At 72.2% G+C, this 15,836-nt stretch carries 17 protein-coding genes; 12 read left to right on the top strand and 5 right to left on the bottom strand.

The genetic code is table 11. The annotated features are described in order from the left end of the window. Both ACVHNB_RS17125 and ACVHNB_RS17120 read right to left on the bottom strand, forming a co-directional pair. Entirely contained in the window at positions 1-1,464 is a 1,464-nt protein-coding gene (locus ACVHNB_RS17125; protein ID WP_456228516.1) for an MFS transporter, read from the bottom strand. A gap of 136 nt (positions 1,465-1,600) precedes the next feature. Then, on the bottom strand, positions 1,601-2,494 hold the full coding sequence (locus tag ACVHNB_RS17120; RefSeq protein ID WP_428950289.1) for a LysR family transcriptional regulator: 894 nt from the start codon (positions 2,492-2,494) through the stop codon (positions 1,601-1,603). A 116-nt stretch (positions 2,495-2,610) separates the two neighbouring features. On the opposite strand from ACVHNB_RS17120, the gene ACVHNB_RS17115 reads away from it, so the two are divergent. Further along, positions 2,611-3,510, top strand: a complete 900-nt coding sequence (locus tag ACVHNB_RS17115; protein ID WP_428957435.1) for a DMT family transporter — start codon at positions 2,611-2,613, stop codon at positions 3,508-3,510. Next, positions 3,507-4,433 carry a Gfo/Idh/MocA family protein gene (locus ACVHNB_RS17110; protein WP_456228515.1) on the top strand — a complete coding sequence of 309 codons (927 nt, stop codon included), beginning with the start codon at positions 3,507-3,509 and terminating at the stop codon, positions 4,431-4,433. The genes ACVHNB_RS17115 and ACVHNB_RS17110 overlap by 4 nt, the downstream gene beginning before the upstream one ends. A 132-nt stretch (positions 4,434-4,565) precedes the next feature. Here ACVHNB_RS17110 and ACVHNB_RS17105 read toward each other — a convergent pair whose 3' ends face one another. After that, the gene (locus ACVHNB_RS17105; protein ID WP_456228514.1) at positions 4,566-4,781 is read right to left on the bottom strand and encodes a hypothetical protein; all 216 of its coding nucleotides are present in this window, start codon (positions 4,779-4,781) and stop codon (positions 4,566-4,568) included. Positions 4,782-4,946: 165 nt separating this feature from the next. On the opposite strand from ACVHNB_RS17105, the gene ACVHNB_RS17100 reads away from it, so the two are divergent. Next, entirely contained in the window at positions 4,947-6,137 is a 1,191-nt protein-coding gene (locus ACVHNB_RS17100) for a DUF4032 domain-containing protein (protein ID WP_456228513.1), read from the top strand. 13 nt (positions 6,138-6,150) lie between these two features. Here the strand turns inward: ACVHNB_RS17100 and ACVHNB_RS17095 are convergent, their stop codons facing one another. Then, entirely contained in the window at positions 6,151-6,708 is a 558-nt protein-coding gene (locus tag ACVHNB_RS17095) for a hypothetical protein (protein WP_428950293.1), read from the bottom strand. Positions 6,709-7,157: 449 nt separating this feature from the next. On the opposite strand from ACVHNB_RS17095, the gene ACVHNB_RS17090 reads away from it, so the two are divergent. The 5 genes from ACVHNB_RS17090 (at position 7,158) to ACVHNB_RS17070 (ending at position 11,970) form a co-directional block, all read left to right on the top strand. Beyond that, positions 7,158-7,979: an MmyB family transcriptional regulator gene (locus ACVHNB_RS17090; protein ID WP_428950294.1), complete on the top strand. Its 822-nt coding sequence runs from the start codon at positions 7,158-7,160 to the stop codon at positions 7,977-7,979. An 87-nt stretch (positions 7,980-8,066) separates the two neighbouring features. Beyond that, entirely contained in the window at positions 8,067-9,107 is a 1,041-nt protein-coding gene (locus tag ACVHNB_RS17085; RefSeq protein WP_428950295.1) for a thiolase family protein, read from the top strand. A 60-nt stretch (positions 9,108-9,167) separates the two neighbouring features. Then, positions 9,168-9,842, top strand: coding sequence for a TetR/AcrR family transcriptional regulator (locus ACVHNB_RS17080; RefSeq protein ID WP_428950296.1), 675 nt, complete (start codon positions 9,168-9,170; stop codon positions 9,840-9,842). A gap of 8 nt (positions 9,843-9,850) precedes the next feature. Further along, a complete protein-coding gene (locus ACVHNB_RS17075; protein ID WP_456228512.1) occupies positions 9,851-10,642 on the top strand; it encodes an SDR family NAD(P)-dependent oxidoreductase in 792 nt (263 codons plus the stop codon). Between the two features lie 233 nt (positions 10,643-10,875). Then, positions 10,876-11,970: an acyltransferase family protein gene (locus tag ACVHNB_RS17070; protein ID WP_456228511.1), complete on the top strand. Its 1,095-nt coding sequence runs from the start codon at positions 10,876-10,878 to the stop codon at positions 11,968-11,970. Here ACVHNB_RS17070 and ACVHNB_RS17065 read toward each other — a convergent pair. Continuing rightward, the gene (locus ACVHNB_RS17065; protein WP_456228510.1) at positions 11,951-12,655 is read right to left on the bottom strand and encodes a DUF2470 domain-containing protein; all 705 of its coding nucleotides are present in this window, start codon (positions 12,653-12,655) and stop codon (positions 11,951-11,953) included. The genes ACVHNB_RS17070 and ACVHNB_RS17065 overlap by 20 nt on opposite strands. A 132-nt stretch (positions 12,656-12,787) precedes the next feature. Between ACVHNB_RS17065 and ACVHNB_RS17060 the strand changes: the two genes are divergently transcribed. From ACVHNB_RS17060 to ACVHNB_RS17045, 4 genes are all read left to right on the top strand, one after another. Further along, entirely contained in the window at positions 12,788-14,350 is a 1,563-nt protein-coding gene (locus tag ACVHNB_RS17060) for an FMN-binding glutamate synthase family protein (RefSeq protein ID WP_428957437.1), read from the top strand. 88 nt (positions 14,351-14,438) lie between these two features. Then, positions 14,439-14,726 carry a hypothetical protein gene (locus ACVHNB_RS17055; RefSeq protein WP_428950299.1) on the top strand — a complete coding sequence of 96 codons (288 nt, stop codon included), beginning with the start codon at positions 14,439-14,441 and terminating at the stop codon, positions 14,724-14,726. Positions 14,727-14,765: 39 nt separating this feature from the next. Next, positions 14,766-15,368 (top strand): VanZ family protein, encoded by a 603-nt coding sequence (locus tag ACVHNB_RS17050; RefSeq protein WP_456228509.1) that lies wholly within the window; start codon positions 14,766-14,768, stop codon positions 15,366-15,368. A 5-nt stretch (positions 15,369-15,373) separates the two neighbouring features. Then, complete coding sequence (locus ACVHNB_RS17045) at positions 15,374-15,775, top strand: ATP-binding protein (RefSeq protein ID WP_428950301.1); 402 nt, start codon at positions 15,374-15,376, stop codon at positions 15,773-15,775. Positions 15,776-15,836 lie beyond the last annotated feature (61 nt).

Raw genomic sequence — 15,836 nt, 5'->3', positions numbered from 1 at the left:
TCAGGCTCCCTTCGTCGTCGCCACGTGAGCCGGAACGCCCGCGCCCACGCTCTCCTGCGCGGTGTCGGACGGGACGGCCAGGGCGACGGCCGTGGCCACCAGGGCGACCGTACCCGCCAGGGCGAACGCGAGTTGGTAGCCGGGCAGGGTCGGCACCTCGGCGTCTCCCACGCGGGTCGTGTGGTGCACGAGGACGGCGGCGACGGCGGCGCTGGAGACGGCCTGTCCGATGGTGCGCATGAGGACGTTGACCCCGTTGGCCGAGGCGGTCGCCTCCGAGGGGACGGCGCGCAGGATCAGTGTGGGCAGCGCCGAGTAGGCGAGGGTGGTGCCGGTCGACACGACGGCCGCGCCGACGAGGATGACCCACAGGTCGGTGCTGTCGACGATGCGCACGACATAGCCGAGGGCGAGGACGATGCCGCCGATGGCCAGGGTGACGCGGGGGCCGCGGGCCGTGGAGACGCGGGCGGAGACCGGGGAGAACAGCAGCATGATGACGCCGCTGGGCAGCATGCACAGACCGGTGGCGACGATGGACAGGCCCAGGCCGTAGCCGGTGGCGACGGGTGCCTGCACGAGCTGCGCGGTGACGAGCGAGTTGGCGTAGAACGCGAAGCCGGTGAACAGTGCGGCGACGTGCGGCAGTCCGACGCGGCGGCCGGCGGCCAGGCGCAGGTCCACCAGCGGGCGGGCGGCACGCAGTTGCTGCCACGCCCACAGGGCGAGGATCACGACGGCGCCGCCGAAGAGGCCGAGGATCCGCGCGCTGCCCCAGCCCCACTGCCCGCCCTGCGAGACGCCGAGCAGCAGGCTGCTCAGGCCCGCGGCGAGGCCGAGCGTACCGAGGGCGTCGAAGCGGCCCGGAGATCTGACGGGCGATTCGCGCACCGCCCACCAGGCGAGCGCGAGGCCGAGCGCGCCGAGGGCGCTGGTCGCCCAGAACATCACGTGCCAGTTCGCGTACTGGACGATGAGCGCGGCGACCGGCAGGCCGAGGGCGGCGCCGATGCCGACGGTTGAGCTCATCAGGGCGACGGCGGAGCCGGTGCGGTGCGGCGGGAGTTCGTCGCGCAGGATGCTGATGGACAGCGGCACGACGGCCGCGGCGGCGCCCTGCAGGGCGCGGGCGGCGATCAGGATCCGGATGTCGGAGGTCAGCGCGCACAGCACGGAGCCGCCGGTCATCAGGCCGAGAGCGATCAGCAGGACGCGCCGCTTGCCGTACATGTCTCCGGCCCGGCCGAGGACGGGGGTGAGGACCGCGCCCGCCAGGAGCGTGGCGGTGACCATCCAGGAGACGGCCGCGGGGGACGCGCCGGTGAGCCGTGGCAGATCCGGCAGCAGCGGCACGACGACGGTCTGCATGACCGCCATGAGGATGCCGCCGAAGGCCAGCACGGGCACGGTGAGGCGGTCGCGCAGGCGCGGCGGCTCGGGTATCGGGAGCGGGGCGGGGTCCATGGGTCTCCTGCTCGGGGACGGCGGGCGGACGGCCGGCGCGTCGTGAAGGTCGGGTGAATCGGCATTCACCCGGCTGGTGAATGAGTATTCACCATGAGGTGCCCCGTTGTCTGCGCCCGCGGATCCCGGGCGCCCGTCAGGCTTCGGCCGCCGCGCGCAGCGCCGACACGAGCGCGGTCAGGGCGGGCTGTGCGGGAGCGGTGTCGCGCACGGCCGCGCAGATCCGGCGCACCGGCTCGGGGCCGCGGACCGTGCGCACGACGACGTCGGAATGCCGGTGGGCAAGCCCCATCAGCGGCATCAGTCCGACGCCGATGCCGGCCGCGACGAAGCCCTGCGCGGTGGCGTAGTCGGCGCTGTCCACCACGACGTCCGGGGTGAATCCGGCGGCGCCGCACGCCTCGGTGACGAGGACGTGGCAGGGGCCGGCCGGGCCCTCGGTGCCGACCCACGGCTGGTCGGCGAGGTCGGCCAGGTCCAGGACGCGCCGGGCGGCCAGCGGATGCCCCTTGGGCAGGACCGCGCGGTACGGGTCCGCGACGAGGTCGAGGAGGCGGACACCGGCCCGCGGCCCGTCCGCGGTGCGCACCACGACGGCCAGGTCGGCGTCGCCCCGCTGCACCTCGGCCAGCGGATCGTCCGGGTCGGCGGCGGCCAGATCGACGCCGACGGAGGGGTGTTCAGCGCGCAGGCGGGCGAGCGCGGGGGCGACGAGGGCGGACCCGGCGGTGGGGAAATAGCGCACGGTGAGCCGTCCGCTGCGGCCCGCGCGCAGGTCGCCGAGCGCCGTCTCGGCCTCGGAGACCTGCCGGCCGATCTCCTCCGCGTACCGCGTGAGCAGCCGTCCGGCCTCGGTGGGCCGCACCCCGCGGCCGATGCGCTCCAGCAGGGCGGTGCCCGCCTGCTTCTCCAGTGCCGCGACGGACTGGCTGATCGCGGACGGGGTGTAGCCGAGGTTGGCCGCGGCCGCGGTGACGGAGCCGCTGGTGACCACGGCCCGGAGCACCTGCATGCGTCGTACGTCGAGCATGCAGCAAAGGTTAACAGTGGCTGCATTACTTTTCACTTGTCCTGTCAGGTGCGGGGAGGCAGCGTGGGACGCACCGGACGAGGGATGTGGAGGCGGACGTGCGTGTCGGGGTGCGGATGGCGGTGCTGGCCCTGTTGTGGGGTTCGGCGTTCCTGTGGATCAAGGTGGCGTTGGAGCACGGTTTCTCGCCGGTCGAGGTGACGGTGCTGCGCTGTGCGATCGGCGCCGTGACACTGCTGGTCCTGGCGCTGGGGGCGCGTCAGCGGCTGCCGCGCGGGCGGACCGTCTGGGGGCGGCTGGTGGTGGCCGCACTGTTCTGCAACGCGCTGCCCTTCGCGCTGTTCAGCATCGGCGAGCAGACCGTCGACTCGGGTGTCGCCGGGGTGCTCAATGCCACGACTCCCCTGTGGTCGCTGCTGATCGGGCTGCTTCTCGGTTCGGAGCGCGGACTGTCGCCGGCCCGGCTGGCGGGGCTCGTCCTCGGCTTCGGCGGCACCGCCCTGATCTTCGCTCCGTGGCAGCGTGCGGGCCTGGCGAGCTGGGGCGCCCTCGCCCTGCTCGCCGCCGCGGTGAGCTACGCGGTGGCGTTCGCGTACATGGGCCGCAAGCTGGCCGGGCACGGCGCGGGCTCCGTGGCGGTGTCGGCGGCCCAATTGCTCACGGCGACGGGCCTGACCGCGTCGGCGCTGCCGGTGACGGGCATCGGGGCACCCGGTTCGGTGGACGTGACCGGTGTGGCGGCGGTGCTGATCCTGGGTGTCCTCGGCACGGGCGTCACCTTCTACCTCAACTACCGGCTCATCGAGGACGAGGGGCCGACCAGCGCGGCGACGGTCGGCTATCTGCTGCCGGTCGTCTCGGTGGGCCTGGGCGCCCTGGTGCTCGACGAGGCCCTGTCGCCCCGGGTGATCGCCGGCATGGCGGTGGTGCTGGCCGGAGTGGCGCTGACCCGCCGCGCGACGGGCGCCGGGACGCCTTCGCTTGCCGCCGCGTCCGGGCGATACTGCCGATCATGACCTCGACTGACGCGCTCCGCTTCGGGCTTGTCGGCACGGGCCCCTGGGCCCGGCGGACCTACGCCCCCACGCTCGCCGCCCATCCGCACGCCCTCTTCACCGGTGTCTGGGGGCGCCGCCCGCAGGCCGCCACCGAGCTCGCGGGCGAGTACGGCACGACGGCATACGACGACGTGGAGGCGCTGTTCGCGGCGTGCGACGCGGTGGCGTTCGCCGTGCCGCCGGACGTGCAGGCACCGCTGGCGGTCCGGGCCGCGACGGCCGGCTGTCACCTGCTGCTCGACAAGCCGCTCGCCACGGAGCCGGCCGCGGCCCGCGCCGTGGTCGAGGCCGCCGACGCGGCAGGGGTCGCCTCGGCCGTCTTCTGCACCCTGCGCTACGCACCCGCCGCCTCGGCCTGGATCGCCGAACAGGCCGCTGTGGAGGGCTGGTTCACCGGCCGCGCCGACTGGTACGGCGCGCTGTACACGCCCGGCGACGACGCCGAGGTCCGGGCCTCGACACCGTGGCGGGCCGAACGGGGCGCCCTGTGGGACGTGGGCCCGCACGCCCTGTCGGTGCTGCTGCCCGTCCTCGGCGACGCGGTGGCGGTGACGGCCCGCCGCGGCCCCGGCGACACCGTGCATCTCGTCCTGCGGCACGCGGACGGCGCGTCCAGCACGGCGGCCCTGAGCCTGACGACCCCGAAGGCCGCGGGCGGCGTCTCGGTCGAACTGCGCGGCGCGGCCGGGGTGTTCACGATGCCGACGGGCGGCGCGGCGCAGGAGTCCCTCGCCCTGGCCGTCGACACCCTGCTGGAATCGGCCCGTACGGGCGTGCCGTCGGCGTGCGACGCACGCTTCGGCCTACGGCTCACGGAGATCCTCGCGACGGCGGAGCGGTCCCTGTCCTCATCCGGTACCGAACCAGACATCGGCGAGTGAATCGAGCTCGCTCACCCCTTGCGGCGGCGGCAACTCGAGCAGATACCAAGGGAGATCGGCGTACTCGGGGAGCAGCGTGTACGCCATGGCGGTGCGCGGGTCGACGGTGCGTCCGTACGCCGCGGCGAAGCGTCATGCGTTCTCGCACTCCCCCGCGGCGCGCAACTCCGGCGTGGCGACGGGAAGTCGGCCGTGCAGGAACTCCAGCACGCGGGCCTCGCGCATGCCGTCCCCGACCGCCGCGGCGGGGAACAGCGTCGGGGCGTGCCCGTCGTCGACGGCGTACACCGGCTGGGTGCCGCGGTGAACCGCGCGGGTGCGGCGTCGGGCGGCCCCAGCCGTCGGCACAGGTCGAGCACGCCGGGCCGCAACAGGCCTCGTCGGGACGGGACGACGCACTCCCCCTGCGCGTCGGTCTCCAAGAGCGACAGCGTGCCGGGCACTCAAGAACGCCGCCCACCAGCGCCTCCCACGCATGACGGGCCCTGGCTCGGGCCCTTTACGCTGGTGACCATGCCGCTCCAGATCAGCGCCACCAACCCCGAGCACCCGGTGCTCCTGCTCGCCCTGCCGTGGCACATTCCGCTGGAGGAGTGGCCCGAGGAGTACCTGGTGCCGCTGCCGCGCGGCATCTCGCGACACGTGGTCCGCTACGCGCGCGCCGGCGACGAGGTCGTCGCCGTGAAGGAGCTGGCCGAGCGACCGGCCCTGCGCGAGTACGAACTGCTGCGCACCCTCGACCGGCTGGGGATCCCCTCGGTCGACCCGCTGGCCGTCGTCACGGGCCGCGAACAGCCGGACGGCAGCCCGCTCGAACCGGTGCTGATCACCCGGTTCCTGGGCGGCTCCCAGCCCTACCGCTCCATGTTCGAGACGACGCTGCGCCCGTCCACGGTCCACCGGCTGATGGACGCGCTGGCCGTGCTGCTGGTCCGGCTGCATCTCGCCGGTTTCGCGTGGGGCGACTGCTCGCTCTCCAACACCCTCTTCCGGCGCGACGCGGGCGCGTACGCCGCGTACCTCGTGGACGCGGAGACCGGCGAGCTGCATCCGAAGCTGAGTCAGGGGCAGCGCGAGTACGACATCGATCTGGCCCGGGTGAACATCAGCGGCGAGATGCTCGACCTGGAGGCGTCGGGGGCCCTGCACCCGTCCATCGACCCGATCGAGTTCGGCACGGAGATCGGGCAGCGGTACACGAACCTGTGGAGCGAGCTGACCCGCACGTCGGTGTACCCGGCGGGCAAGCACCACTACATGGAGCGCCGCATCCGCCGGCTGAACGACCTGGGCTTCGACGTGGCCGAGATGCAGATATCGCGCTCGCCGCACGGCGACACGGTCACGTTCGTGCCGAAGGTCGTCGACGCCGGGCACCACCAGCGCCAGCTGCTGCGCCTCACCGGCCTGGACGCGGAGGAGAACCAGGCGCGGCGGCTGCTCGGCGATCTGGAGAGCTGGATGGCGACACAGGACGACGCGCAGGGCGCCCGGCCCGAGGTCCTCGCCCATCGCTGGGTGCGCGACGTGTTCCGGCCGACGGTCCGCGCGGTCCGCGACCGTCTCCCGGCTCCGACGGATCCGGCCGAGCTGTACCACGAGCTGCTGGAGCACCGCTGGTACCTGTCGGAGCGCGCCCAGCACGACATCGGGCTGGAAGCGGCGGCCGAGGACTACGTACGCAGCATGTCCAAGCAGGGCTGACGCCGGTCCGGGGTCAGTGCCCGCCCTGCGGCTTCACGCAGCCGGTGCCCTCGATGTACACGCCGTGCGTCTCGACGTTCACCACGTCGCCGACGGAGCCCTCGACGCACACCGGGGAGAGATCGACGACGTAGGCCACCAGGCCGCCGCTGCCCGTCGTGCTCACCTTGTCCGGCGCGTAGCCGAGTTTCGTCAGGGCCGACGTGACCTGTGTGCTGGTCACTCCGCCCTTACCGGCAAGTCTCGCGAGCGCCCCCTTCACTCGCTCCTCCTCCCGGAGGGCCGTGCACAAGGAGGCGCCCTTGAGTTCGAGCGTGCTCTGGAAGGCATGGTTCTCGCGGTACTTCGGGTTGGCGTCGCCGGCCGCCGAGGGCTGCTCGGCAGGTGGGCCCGAGGCCGTGGGAGTCGCGCAGTCGGCGGCGGTCGCGGACGGCGCCGGAGTTGAGGGCGGCTGTGTCGAGGGGGCCACGGCGCGGGCCGTGTCGGCGGCCTTCTCGTCTCCGCAGCCGACGAGGGACAGGCCCGTCGTGAGCACGAGACAGGCAGCGGCGAGGGGTCTTCGTATGGTCATGGGCCCGAGTATGCCCGGGGCGGTCGCACAGGACCGGGCGCGGCCGGTGCCGTGGCCGCTACGTAATGGCGAGTGACGGCACCGGCCGCAGCCAGTGACCCCCGGGTGCCGCTCACGGGCCAGCGCGGGACGTGCGTCGTGCAACGCATTTTCCGGCCACATCGAACAATTGGGTGGCCCGGTCCCGCTCTCTCCCGCAAACAGCCCGAAGGCGCGTGGGATACCCGACGCCGGGAAATTTCGGCCATTTTCGAGCGGCCTGGCACAGGTGCCACATCGCTGTGCCTACGTGCTCACAGACGATGAAACCGGCAGGTGGGTAGCCCCGCATGCCCCATCATGACGGACCGTCTGATCGTTTTCTTCGGGCAATGTTTATTACCAAAGACGATGGGAGTATTTAGACTGCTCACGCTCAACTCGGCGTGTACGAAGAGGGATTACCCACCATGAACAAGAAGGCGCTCCGCGCCCTGCTCCGTGAACGGCGCGCCCTCATAGCCCCCGAGTCCCACGGCTTCACCCGCCCGACCGGGCAGGGCCGCCGCGCGCCCGGCCTGTCGCAGCACCAGGTCGACCAGTTGCTGCACCGGACGCTGGGGACGTATCACCGGCTGGAGTCGGGGAGTTACCCGAATCCGCCGACCGATCTCCTGCGCGACGTGGCGCACCTTTTCGGCCTCAACGAGACGGAATGGGTGCTGCTCTGCAGATACGCCGTGCTGCAGGATCCTCCTGGGCCTCTGCACCTTTCGTCGGGCAAGGAGGTCCCGGGCGTCTGGCAGGAAGCGGTGGAGAGCATCGGTCACATGGCCTACGTCACGGACGCGTCGTGGGATCTGCTGGCCTGCAACGAGCCGTTCGCGAGGCTGTTCCCGGGACAGCGCGTGCCGTCGAACACCATGCGCTGGATGCTGCTCGACCGGGAAGCGCGCTCGTCCCTCACGGATTGGCACACGGCGTGGGCCCCTCTGGTCATGCCTCAGTTGCGCGCGGCGATCGCGTCACGGCCGGACGACGACACGTTGCTCCAGATCGAGAAGGAGATCCTCGCCGACCAGGAGACGGCCCAGATGTACGAGGCAGGTGGCGCATCCGTCCACCCCGACGGAGACGAGCGTCCGCTGCTGCACGCGGAGCGGGGACCGGGCTGGGTCACCACGTGCGCGGCGCAGCCGCTCACGGCTCCCGGGGCCCGCCTGATCATCCTCGTGTTCCACCCCGGGGCCCAGCGATCACACTTGCGGGCGCCCAACCTCCGGTTCACCTGAGCGCAGGCCCTGGTCAGCACTCCACTACCGTGAAGTACGTTGAGCGCTACCCCCCACACCCCATCTCAGCCAAGTGGGAGTCGCTCCGTGCCCGCCTACATATCCAGACCTCGGACAGTCTTCGGTGCCCACAAGATCAGTACCGCCGAGATAGTCGACGACATCCGCTCCCACCACGCCGAGCATCCGCGCCTCGGCGCCATCGTGCGCGTGGTGAACAACTGCGGTGTCCGCACACGGTTCTTCGCCAGGCCGCTGCAGTCACCGACCGTGTCGGGCACCGCCGATGTCGGCGAACGTGCTCGAGCCACTTTCCAGGACGCCCTGGACCTGGCGGAGAGGGCCGCCGCAGCGGCACTCGACTCGGCCGGGCTCACGGCGCTCGACATCGATGCCGTCATCACCTCCCACTCCACGGGGTGGTCCGTGCCGAATCTCGACGTGCATCTCGCGGGGCGGCTGGGGCTGCGTCCCACGGTCCGCCGCCTGGCCCTGACCACACTGGCCTGCGCAGGCGGCACCCAGGCCCTGATACTGGCGGCCGACCACGTCACCGCTCGACCGTCCGCCAAGGTGCTCGTCGTCGGGGCCGAGGCGATCTCCGGCGTCTACCACCACGGCGACACCAGCATGCAGTCGATGGTCTACAAGGTCCTCTTCGGCGACTCGGCTTCCGCCGCCGTCGTCACCTCGCAACCCCTGACGCCGGGCCTGGCGATCGAGGACAGCTTCGAGTACCTCCTCCCGGAAAGCGTCGACCGCTACAGCGGGCGCATCGCCGCTGACGGTTTCCACTTCGACTCCACCAAGGAGGCGCTGACGGCCGCGGACGACGTCCTGCCGTCACTGGTCACGTGGCTCGGCCCTCGGCACACCGACTTTCCCGTCATTCATCCAGGCAGCCCCCGCATCATCGCCGACACGGCGGCGGCGCTCGGCCTGTCCGGGGTCGACGCGCGTCACTCGACGGCCACCCTGGCCGACGAAGGGAACCTGGGCGCACCGAGCGTGCTCCGCATATTGGAGCGCACACACGACGAACCCCCCGCGCCGGGCTCCCGCGGCACGATGGTCGCCTACGGCCCCGGGTTCACCACGGCAGCCCTGCACGGCCACTGGCACGGCTGAGCCAAGAATGTCCCGCCGGGACTCATGTCCCACCGGGACACAAAGGTGTACCCTGGGGGCATGAAGGCGAACGAGCCCACTCCCACCCGGCTCCCCGAGGACCGTCGACAGGTCAAGGCCCGCCGGACGCGTGAGGCGCTGGCGGAGGCGGCCGTCGAGCTGGTGCTCGAGCGTGGGCTCGGGGACGTGACCGTCGAGGCGATCGCCGAGCGCGCGGACGTCACGCGCCGCACCTTCAGCCGGCACTTCGCCGGCAAGGAGGACGCGGCACTGGACTTCACCCGCGCGGACGGCGCCCGCATCAACGCGGCGCTGCGCGCCCGGCCCGGGGACGAACCCCCGCTCCTCGCGTACCGCAGGGCCGTCGCGGACTGGCTGGCCGACCGGGAGACCCCGGGCTGGCACCACCGCCCGCGGCTGCGCGAGCTGTACGCCGCCGTGGACGAGGAACCCGCCCTGTTCGCCGCGTACGAGCGGATCCGGGTCGACGCCCAGGACGAGTCCGTCCGCATCATCGCCGACCGGCTCGGCACCGACCCGGCCCGGGACCTGCGTCCCGAGGTCGTCGTCGGTGCCGCCGCCGGCGTGCTGACCGCCGCGCTGCGCACCTGGGCGCGCGGCGGCACGGGCACGGACGCCGAGGACCTCGCCGATCTGGTGGCGCGGGCCTACGACGCCCTCATCGGGGAGGCCGCCCGATCGGCGGCGACCTCCGACATCGCAACCAGAGAGTGACACGCACCATGAGCACCACCCCCACCACCGGTCAGATCACCGAGTACGCCGCCGAGTTCGCCGGAAAGACCGCCCTGGTCACCGGCGCCGCCTCCGGCATCGGCCTGGCCACCGCCCGCCGCCTGGGCCACGGCGGCGCGAACGTCGTCATCGCCGACTACAACGAGCAGGGCGCGAAGGAGGCCGCCGAGACGCTGAAGGGCGAGGGCGTCGAGGCCGCGGCCGTCGCGCTCGACGTGACGCAGCCCGCCTCCGTCGAGGCGGCCGTGCAGTTCGCCGTCGACACGTTCGGCGGACTCGACCTGGCCGTGAACAACGCCGGTATCGGCGGCGCCAGCGCCCCCACCGGCGAGTACGACATCGACGTGTACAACCGGGTCGTCCGCACGAACCTCGACGGCGTCTTCTACTCGATGCGCTACGAACTCCCCGTCATCGAGGCCGCGGGCCAGGGCGGCGCGATCGTGAACGTCGCCTCGATCCTCGGCTCGGTCGGCTTCGCGGGCTCCCCCGCCTATGTCGCCGCCAAGCACGGCGTGGTCGGCCTGACGAAGGCGGCCGCCGCCGAGTACGCGGCGAAGGGCGTCCGCGTCAACGCGGTCGGCCCGGGCTTCATCGAGACCCCGCTGCTCAAGGAGATGGACAAGGCCGCCTACGACGGGCTCGTCTCCCTGCACCCGGCGGGCCGGCTCGGGCAGTCCGAGGAGGTCGCCGAGCTGATCGCGTTCCTGCTCTCGGACCGCGCCTCGTTCATCGCGGGCAGCTACCACCTGGTGGACGGCGCCTACACCGCCGTGTGAGCCGCCTCCGCCCCGGCGGCACAGCTCTCCTGATGGGCTCCCGGTGACGCTCTCGAATGCGTCACCGGGAGCCCGTTCGGCTCTCCGGCACCGTTGTGGTCGTTCTGCGGCCGGATCCCCTTATGTCTCACGCGTCACGTCAAGGCGCTTGTGTCACGGCATGAGTAATGGAACCGTCGGTGTCGGGCAGGCGGGGGGGCGTGGATCAGCTCGAGGAGGGGCGCGGGGGCACCATGGAACGGCAGGCAGCGCAAGGGGCATCGGGCGGCGGCAAGGCACGCGAGTCGTACTTCGACAACGTGAAGTTCCTGACCATCGTGCTCGTCGCGTGCGGGCACGCATGGGAACCGCTGACGTACGGCAGTCGCGCGGTGACGGCGGTGTACCTCACCGTGTACGCCTTCCACATGCCGGCGTTCGCGCTGGTGTCGGGGTACTTCTCCCGCAGTTTCGACATGGCTCCGGGGCGGCTGAAGCGGCTGGTGACCGGGGTCGTCGTGCCGTACGTCGTCTTCGAGGTCGCGTACACGCTGTTCTACCGGTGGGCGCAGGACGATCCCGGGTATCCGATCAGCCTGCTGGACCCCTGGTATCTGATGTGGTTCCTGGCCGCCTTGTTCATCTGGCGGCTCTCGACGCCGCTGTGGCTGCAGATGCGTCACCCCGTGCCCGTGTCGCTCGCGCTGGCGACGGGCGTGTCGATGATGCCGGACGCGGGCGGCGACCTGGCCCTGCAGCGGGTGATCCAGTTCCTGCCGTTCTTCGTGGTGGGTCTGGTGCTGCGGCCCGAGCACTTCGCGCGGCTGCGCACCTGGCGGGTGCGCGCGGCGGCGGCGCCGGTGGCGCTGGTCGCGGTGGGGGCGGCGTACTGGGTGGCGCCGTGGTTCGACGCGGGCTGGTTCTATCACCGCGGCAGCGTGGTGGGCCGCGGGGTGCCCGCGTGGGCGGGGCTGTTCGCGACACCCACCCTGTTCGTCCTCGCGCTCGTGCTCACCGCCTGCTTCCTGGCGTGGGTGCCGGGGCGCAGGCTGTGGTTCACGGCCCTGGGGACCGGGACCATCTACGCGTATCTGCTGCACGGTTTCGTCATCAAGTCCTCGCGCTTCGGGGGCTGGTACGACCATCCGTGGCTGCACACCCCGGCAGGTGAGCTGACGGTGACGGCGACGGCGGTCACCGGCATCACTCTGCTCTGCACGAATCCGGTGCGACGGGTCTTCCACTTCGTGGTCGAGCCGCGCATGGACTGGGCGTTCCGGCGGCCCCGGCCGCGGCCCGGTGCCGAGCGGCCGGCCGAGCGGGAGACGGTCACCTCCGGCGGCGGCTGACCGCCTGGGCCGAGGCGAGCAGGCAGTGCATGCGCTCGGTGAGCGCCGTCAGGTCGTCGGCGGGGCTGTGGAACGGGATACGCACGTCGGCCTGTCCGCGGGTGCGCTCCAGACGCAGCGTCAGGCCGTGCCGGTCGACGGCGAGCGGCTGGACGCGGACGACGCCGTGCAGGCTGTCGGGGGTGATGAGCCGGGTGAGCTGCTCGATGGCCTCGGGGTGTGCGTCGGCGAGATGCGTCAGCAGGCGGGGCTCGGCGAGGGCCAGCGGATCGGGTGCGGCCGCGGCGAGTTCGTCGAGTTCGACGCCGATGCGTTCGGTGCGGGTCTGCAGCACGGCGCGCCGCAGGTGCAGCACCATCTCCGAGCCGATGGGGCCCTCGGGCACGAGTTCGCCCGACAGCCACAGCCGGGCGCGGACCCGGTCGCGCACCGGGACGGGGGCGGCGTCGGCGAACTCCAGGAGGGCCGTGGGCCTGCCGTGCGGTGAGCAGAGAACGGCGGCGGCGAGCACGCTGTCCGGGGGCGGCGCGATCCGGACGGTGCCGCCGTCGGTGACGCAGTGCGCGCCGACGAGGTCGTCCTGTCCCACGTCGGTGGTGACGCCGCAGGTCCACGCGGCGGCGAGTACGGAGCGTGCGCGGACCGCCGTGGTGGGCACGGCGCTAGCGATCTGTCGGACACCCATCCCGAACCTCCATTAGGTAAGCCTTGCCTAACTTATCGGAGATCGTCGGTGGGGGTCCACCCCATCGCCCGGTGTCGTCGGCGAGCCGTGTGGTCCCCGGTGCGATTGACTCGCCGGGTGCGCCGTTTTCTCGTGTTCCTGTTCGTCGTCGCCGGTGCGGCCGGGACGCTGGTCCTGTCGCTGCTGCTCTCGCCCTGGTGGTGGTGCGCGGCGGGCCCGCTGCTCGCGCTCGCCGCGCTCGGGGTGCGGGACCTGGCCCAGCCCCGCCACTCGGTGCTGCGGAACTACCCGCTGCTCGGCCGTCTCCGCTTCCTGATGGAGGCCCTGCGCCCCGAGGTCCAGCAGTACTTCGTGGAGCGCAACTACGACGGGCGGCCCTACGACCGGGACGTGCGCAGCATCGTCTACGAGCGGGCGAAGGGCGAGGAGGCGGAGGAGCCGTTCGGCACGGAACGGGACGTGTACGAGGAGGGGTACGAGTACCTGGTGCCGTCGATGCGCCCGCGCGACACGCCCGAGCAGCCTCCCCGTGTGCGGATCGGCGGGCCCGACTGCACGCAGCCGTACGACATGGCGCTCCTGAACGTCTCGGCGATGAGCTTCGGTGCTCTGTCGGCGCCCGCGATCCGGGCCCTGAACAAGGGCGCCGCCCTGGGCGGGTTCGCGCACGACACCGGCGAGGGCGGCCTGTCCGACCACCATCTGGCGCCCGGCGGCGATCTGATCTGGGAGATCGGCACGGGCTACTTCGGGTGCCGCACCGCCGACGGCGGTTTCGACCGCGCCGAGTTCGCCGACAAGGCGGCCCGCGCGCAGGTCAGATGTGTGTCGCTGAAGCTGTCGCAGGGCGCCAAGCCGGGTATCGGCGGGGTGCTGCCGGGCGGCAAGGTGACCGCGGAGATCGCGCGCGTGCGGGACGTGCCCGAGGGCGAGACGGTGATCTCCCCGCCGTACCACCGGGAGTTCGGCACGCCACGCCAACTGGTGCTCTTCCTGGCCGAACTGAGAAGCCTCACCGGCGGCAAACCGGTCGGGTTCAAGCTGTGCGTGGGCTCCCGGGTCCAGTTCCTCTCGGTGTGCAAGGCGATGCTCGAGGAGGGGGTGACGCCGGACTTCGTGATCGTGGACGGCGCGGAGGGCGGCACGGGCGCCGCGCCGCTCGAGTTCGCCGACCACCTCGGCGCGCCGCTCACCGAAGGGCTGATCACGGTACACAACGCCCTGGTGGGGACGGGACTGCGGCCCCGGATCCGGATCGGCGCGAGCGGCAAGGTCGCCACCGGCGCCGACATCGTCAAGCGCCTGCTTCAGGGCGCCGACTTCACGAACGCGGCCCGCGCCATGATGTTCGCGGTCGGCTGCATCCAGGCGCAGCGCTGTCACACCAACACCTGCCCGGTAGGGGTCGCCACCCAGGACCCGCGCCGCGCCCGGGCGTTGGACGTCGCCGACAAGGCCGCCCGGGTCCGCGACTACCAGCGGGCGACGGTGCGCAGCGCGGCGCAGATCATGGCGGCGATGGGGGTCCAGGACCCCCGGCAGCTCCGCCCCGACCTGCTGATGCGCCGTATCGCGCCGCACGAGGTGCTCTCGTACGCGCGGCTCTACGAGTGGCTGGAGCCGGGCCGGCTGCTCGACGAACCGCCCGCGTCCTGGGCCGCCGACTGGGCCGCCGCGCACCCCGACCGCTTCTGAGCCACCCGCATGTCCCAACTCCACGCGAACGAGGGGTGAATATGCCATCCGCCCCCGCGCCGGGATCCGGAGAGGCATCATGCCCGCCATGGACGGTACTGCGCTTCTGCGGGAGCTCTTCACGCCCGACGAATACGACGCGGTCAGCAGGCACGCCGATCATCTGGGCGTGACGGTCGTCGAGTACGTGTGCCGCACGGCTGCCGAACGAGCTCTCGAACAACTGCACTTGACGGAGGCGATCGAGGCCCAGGCCCTGCACTTCGGGAAGTTGTCGATACCGCAGGTCGACCGGGCGCGCTGCGGGGCCGACGCGTCCTCGCCCGCGCTGAAGCGGTTCCTGGACACGCTGGCGCACCCCAGCGAGGGAGACTGACGCACGGTCACTCCGCGTGATCCCGCATTGCCGGGGCACATGCAGTTCATGACAACGGTGACGGCACGGCCCACGAAGGCGGAGCGGACCCCCACGAGACGCTGGGGGCGGATGCTCGTACGGGCCGTGGTCGCGCTCGTCGCGTTTCTCGGCCTCGTGCTGTTCTCCGCCGTGCTGGCCCGGCTCACGCTCACCCCGTCGCCGGCGTCCGACCAGATCGCCGGGTCCAATCTGCGGCCCGGCGCCTCGCTGCGGCAGTACGCGGAGTCGTACACCTTCCTGGGCGCGTGCAAGCAGATCGGCGGAAATCTTCTGCTCGGGGCGCCGTTCGGGCTGTTGCTGCCGGTGCTCGTGGCGCGCCGGATGCGGATGGTGCGGGTCCTGCTGCTGACCGGGACGGTCATGGTGCTCGTGGAGCTGGCGCAGGGCGCCCTCGTCCAGGGCCGTGCGTTCGACATCGACGACGTCATCCTCAACACGGCGGGCGCGCTGATCGCGTACCTCCTGGTCGGCCGGCGCATCGGTCGCGGGTACCACGCGCTGGCGGGACCGAAGGAGCAGAGCCGCTTGCGGATCATGTTCCGCGGGAATGGGGCTCGTTACCGGGACAAGACCCATGCAGGAGACAACGAGAGGAAGTGATCGACATGCGTGCGTCCAGGGGCGCCGAACGGCGTGCCGCACGCGTGGAGTACCTGATGCCGCACGGCACCGGCGCTGCTCGCTGGGCCCGTCGCCTGACCAGGTCGTTCCTGGCCGGGCGCCCGGGCGAGACGGCGGCGGACGCCGAACTGGTGGTGTCGGAGCTCGTCACCAACGCCAACCGGGCGTCGCACAGCCGCTGCCGGATGAGTCTGCGGCTCGACGCGGGCGAGCTGACCGTGGCGGTGCACGACGACGGTCCGGGCCTGCCCCGTCTCAAGCCCGCGTCGGACTCGGCCGAGTCGGGCCGTGGCATCGCTCTGGTCCACGCACTCGCCGAGCGGTGGAGCATCGAGCCCGATCCGCGGGGCGGCAAGACGGTGCGCGCGGTGCTGACGCCGTCCTGACGGGTCCTCCGCCATTCGGGCCCGAAGGCGTGACGGGGAGAGACTTCGTCGGGCCGGGCGG

This window comes from Streptomyces sp. YJ-C3 (assembly GCF_053891275.1).
This window is presented reverse-complemented; position numbering and strand designations above follow the sequence as displayed.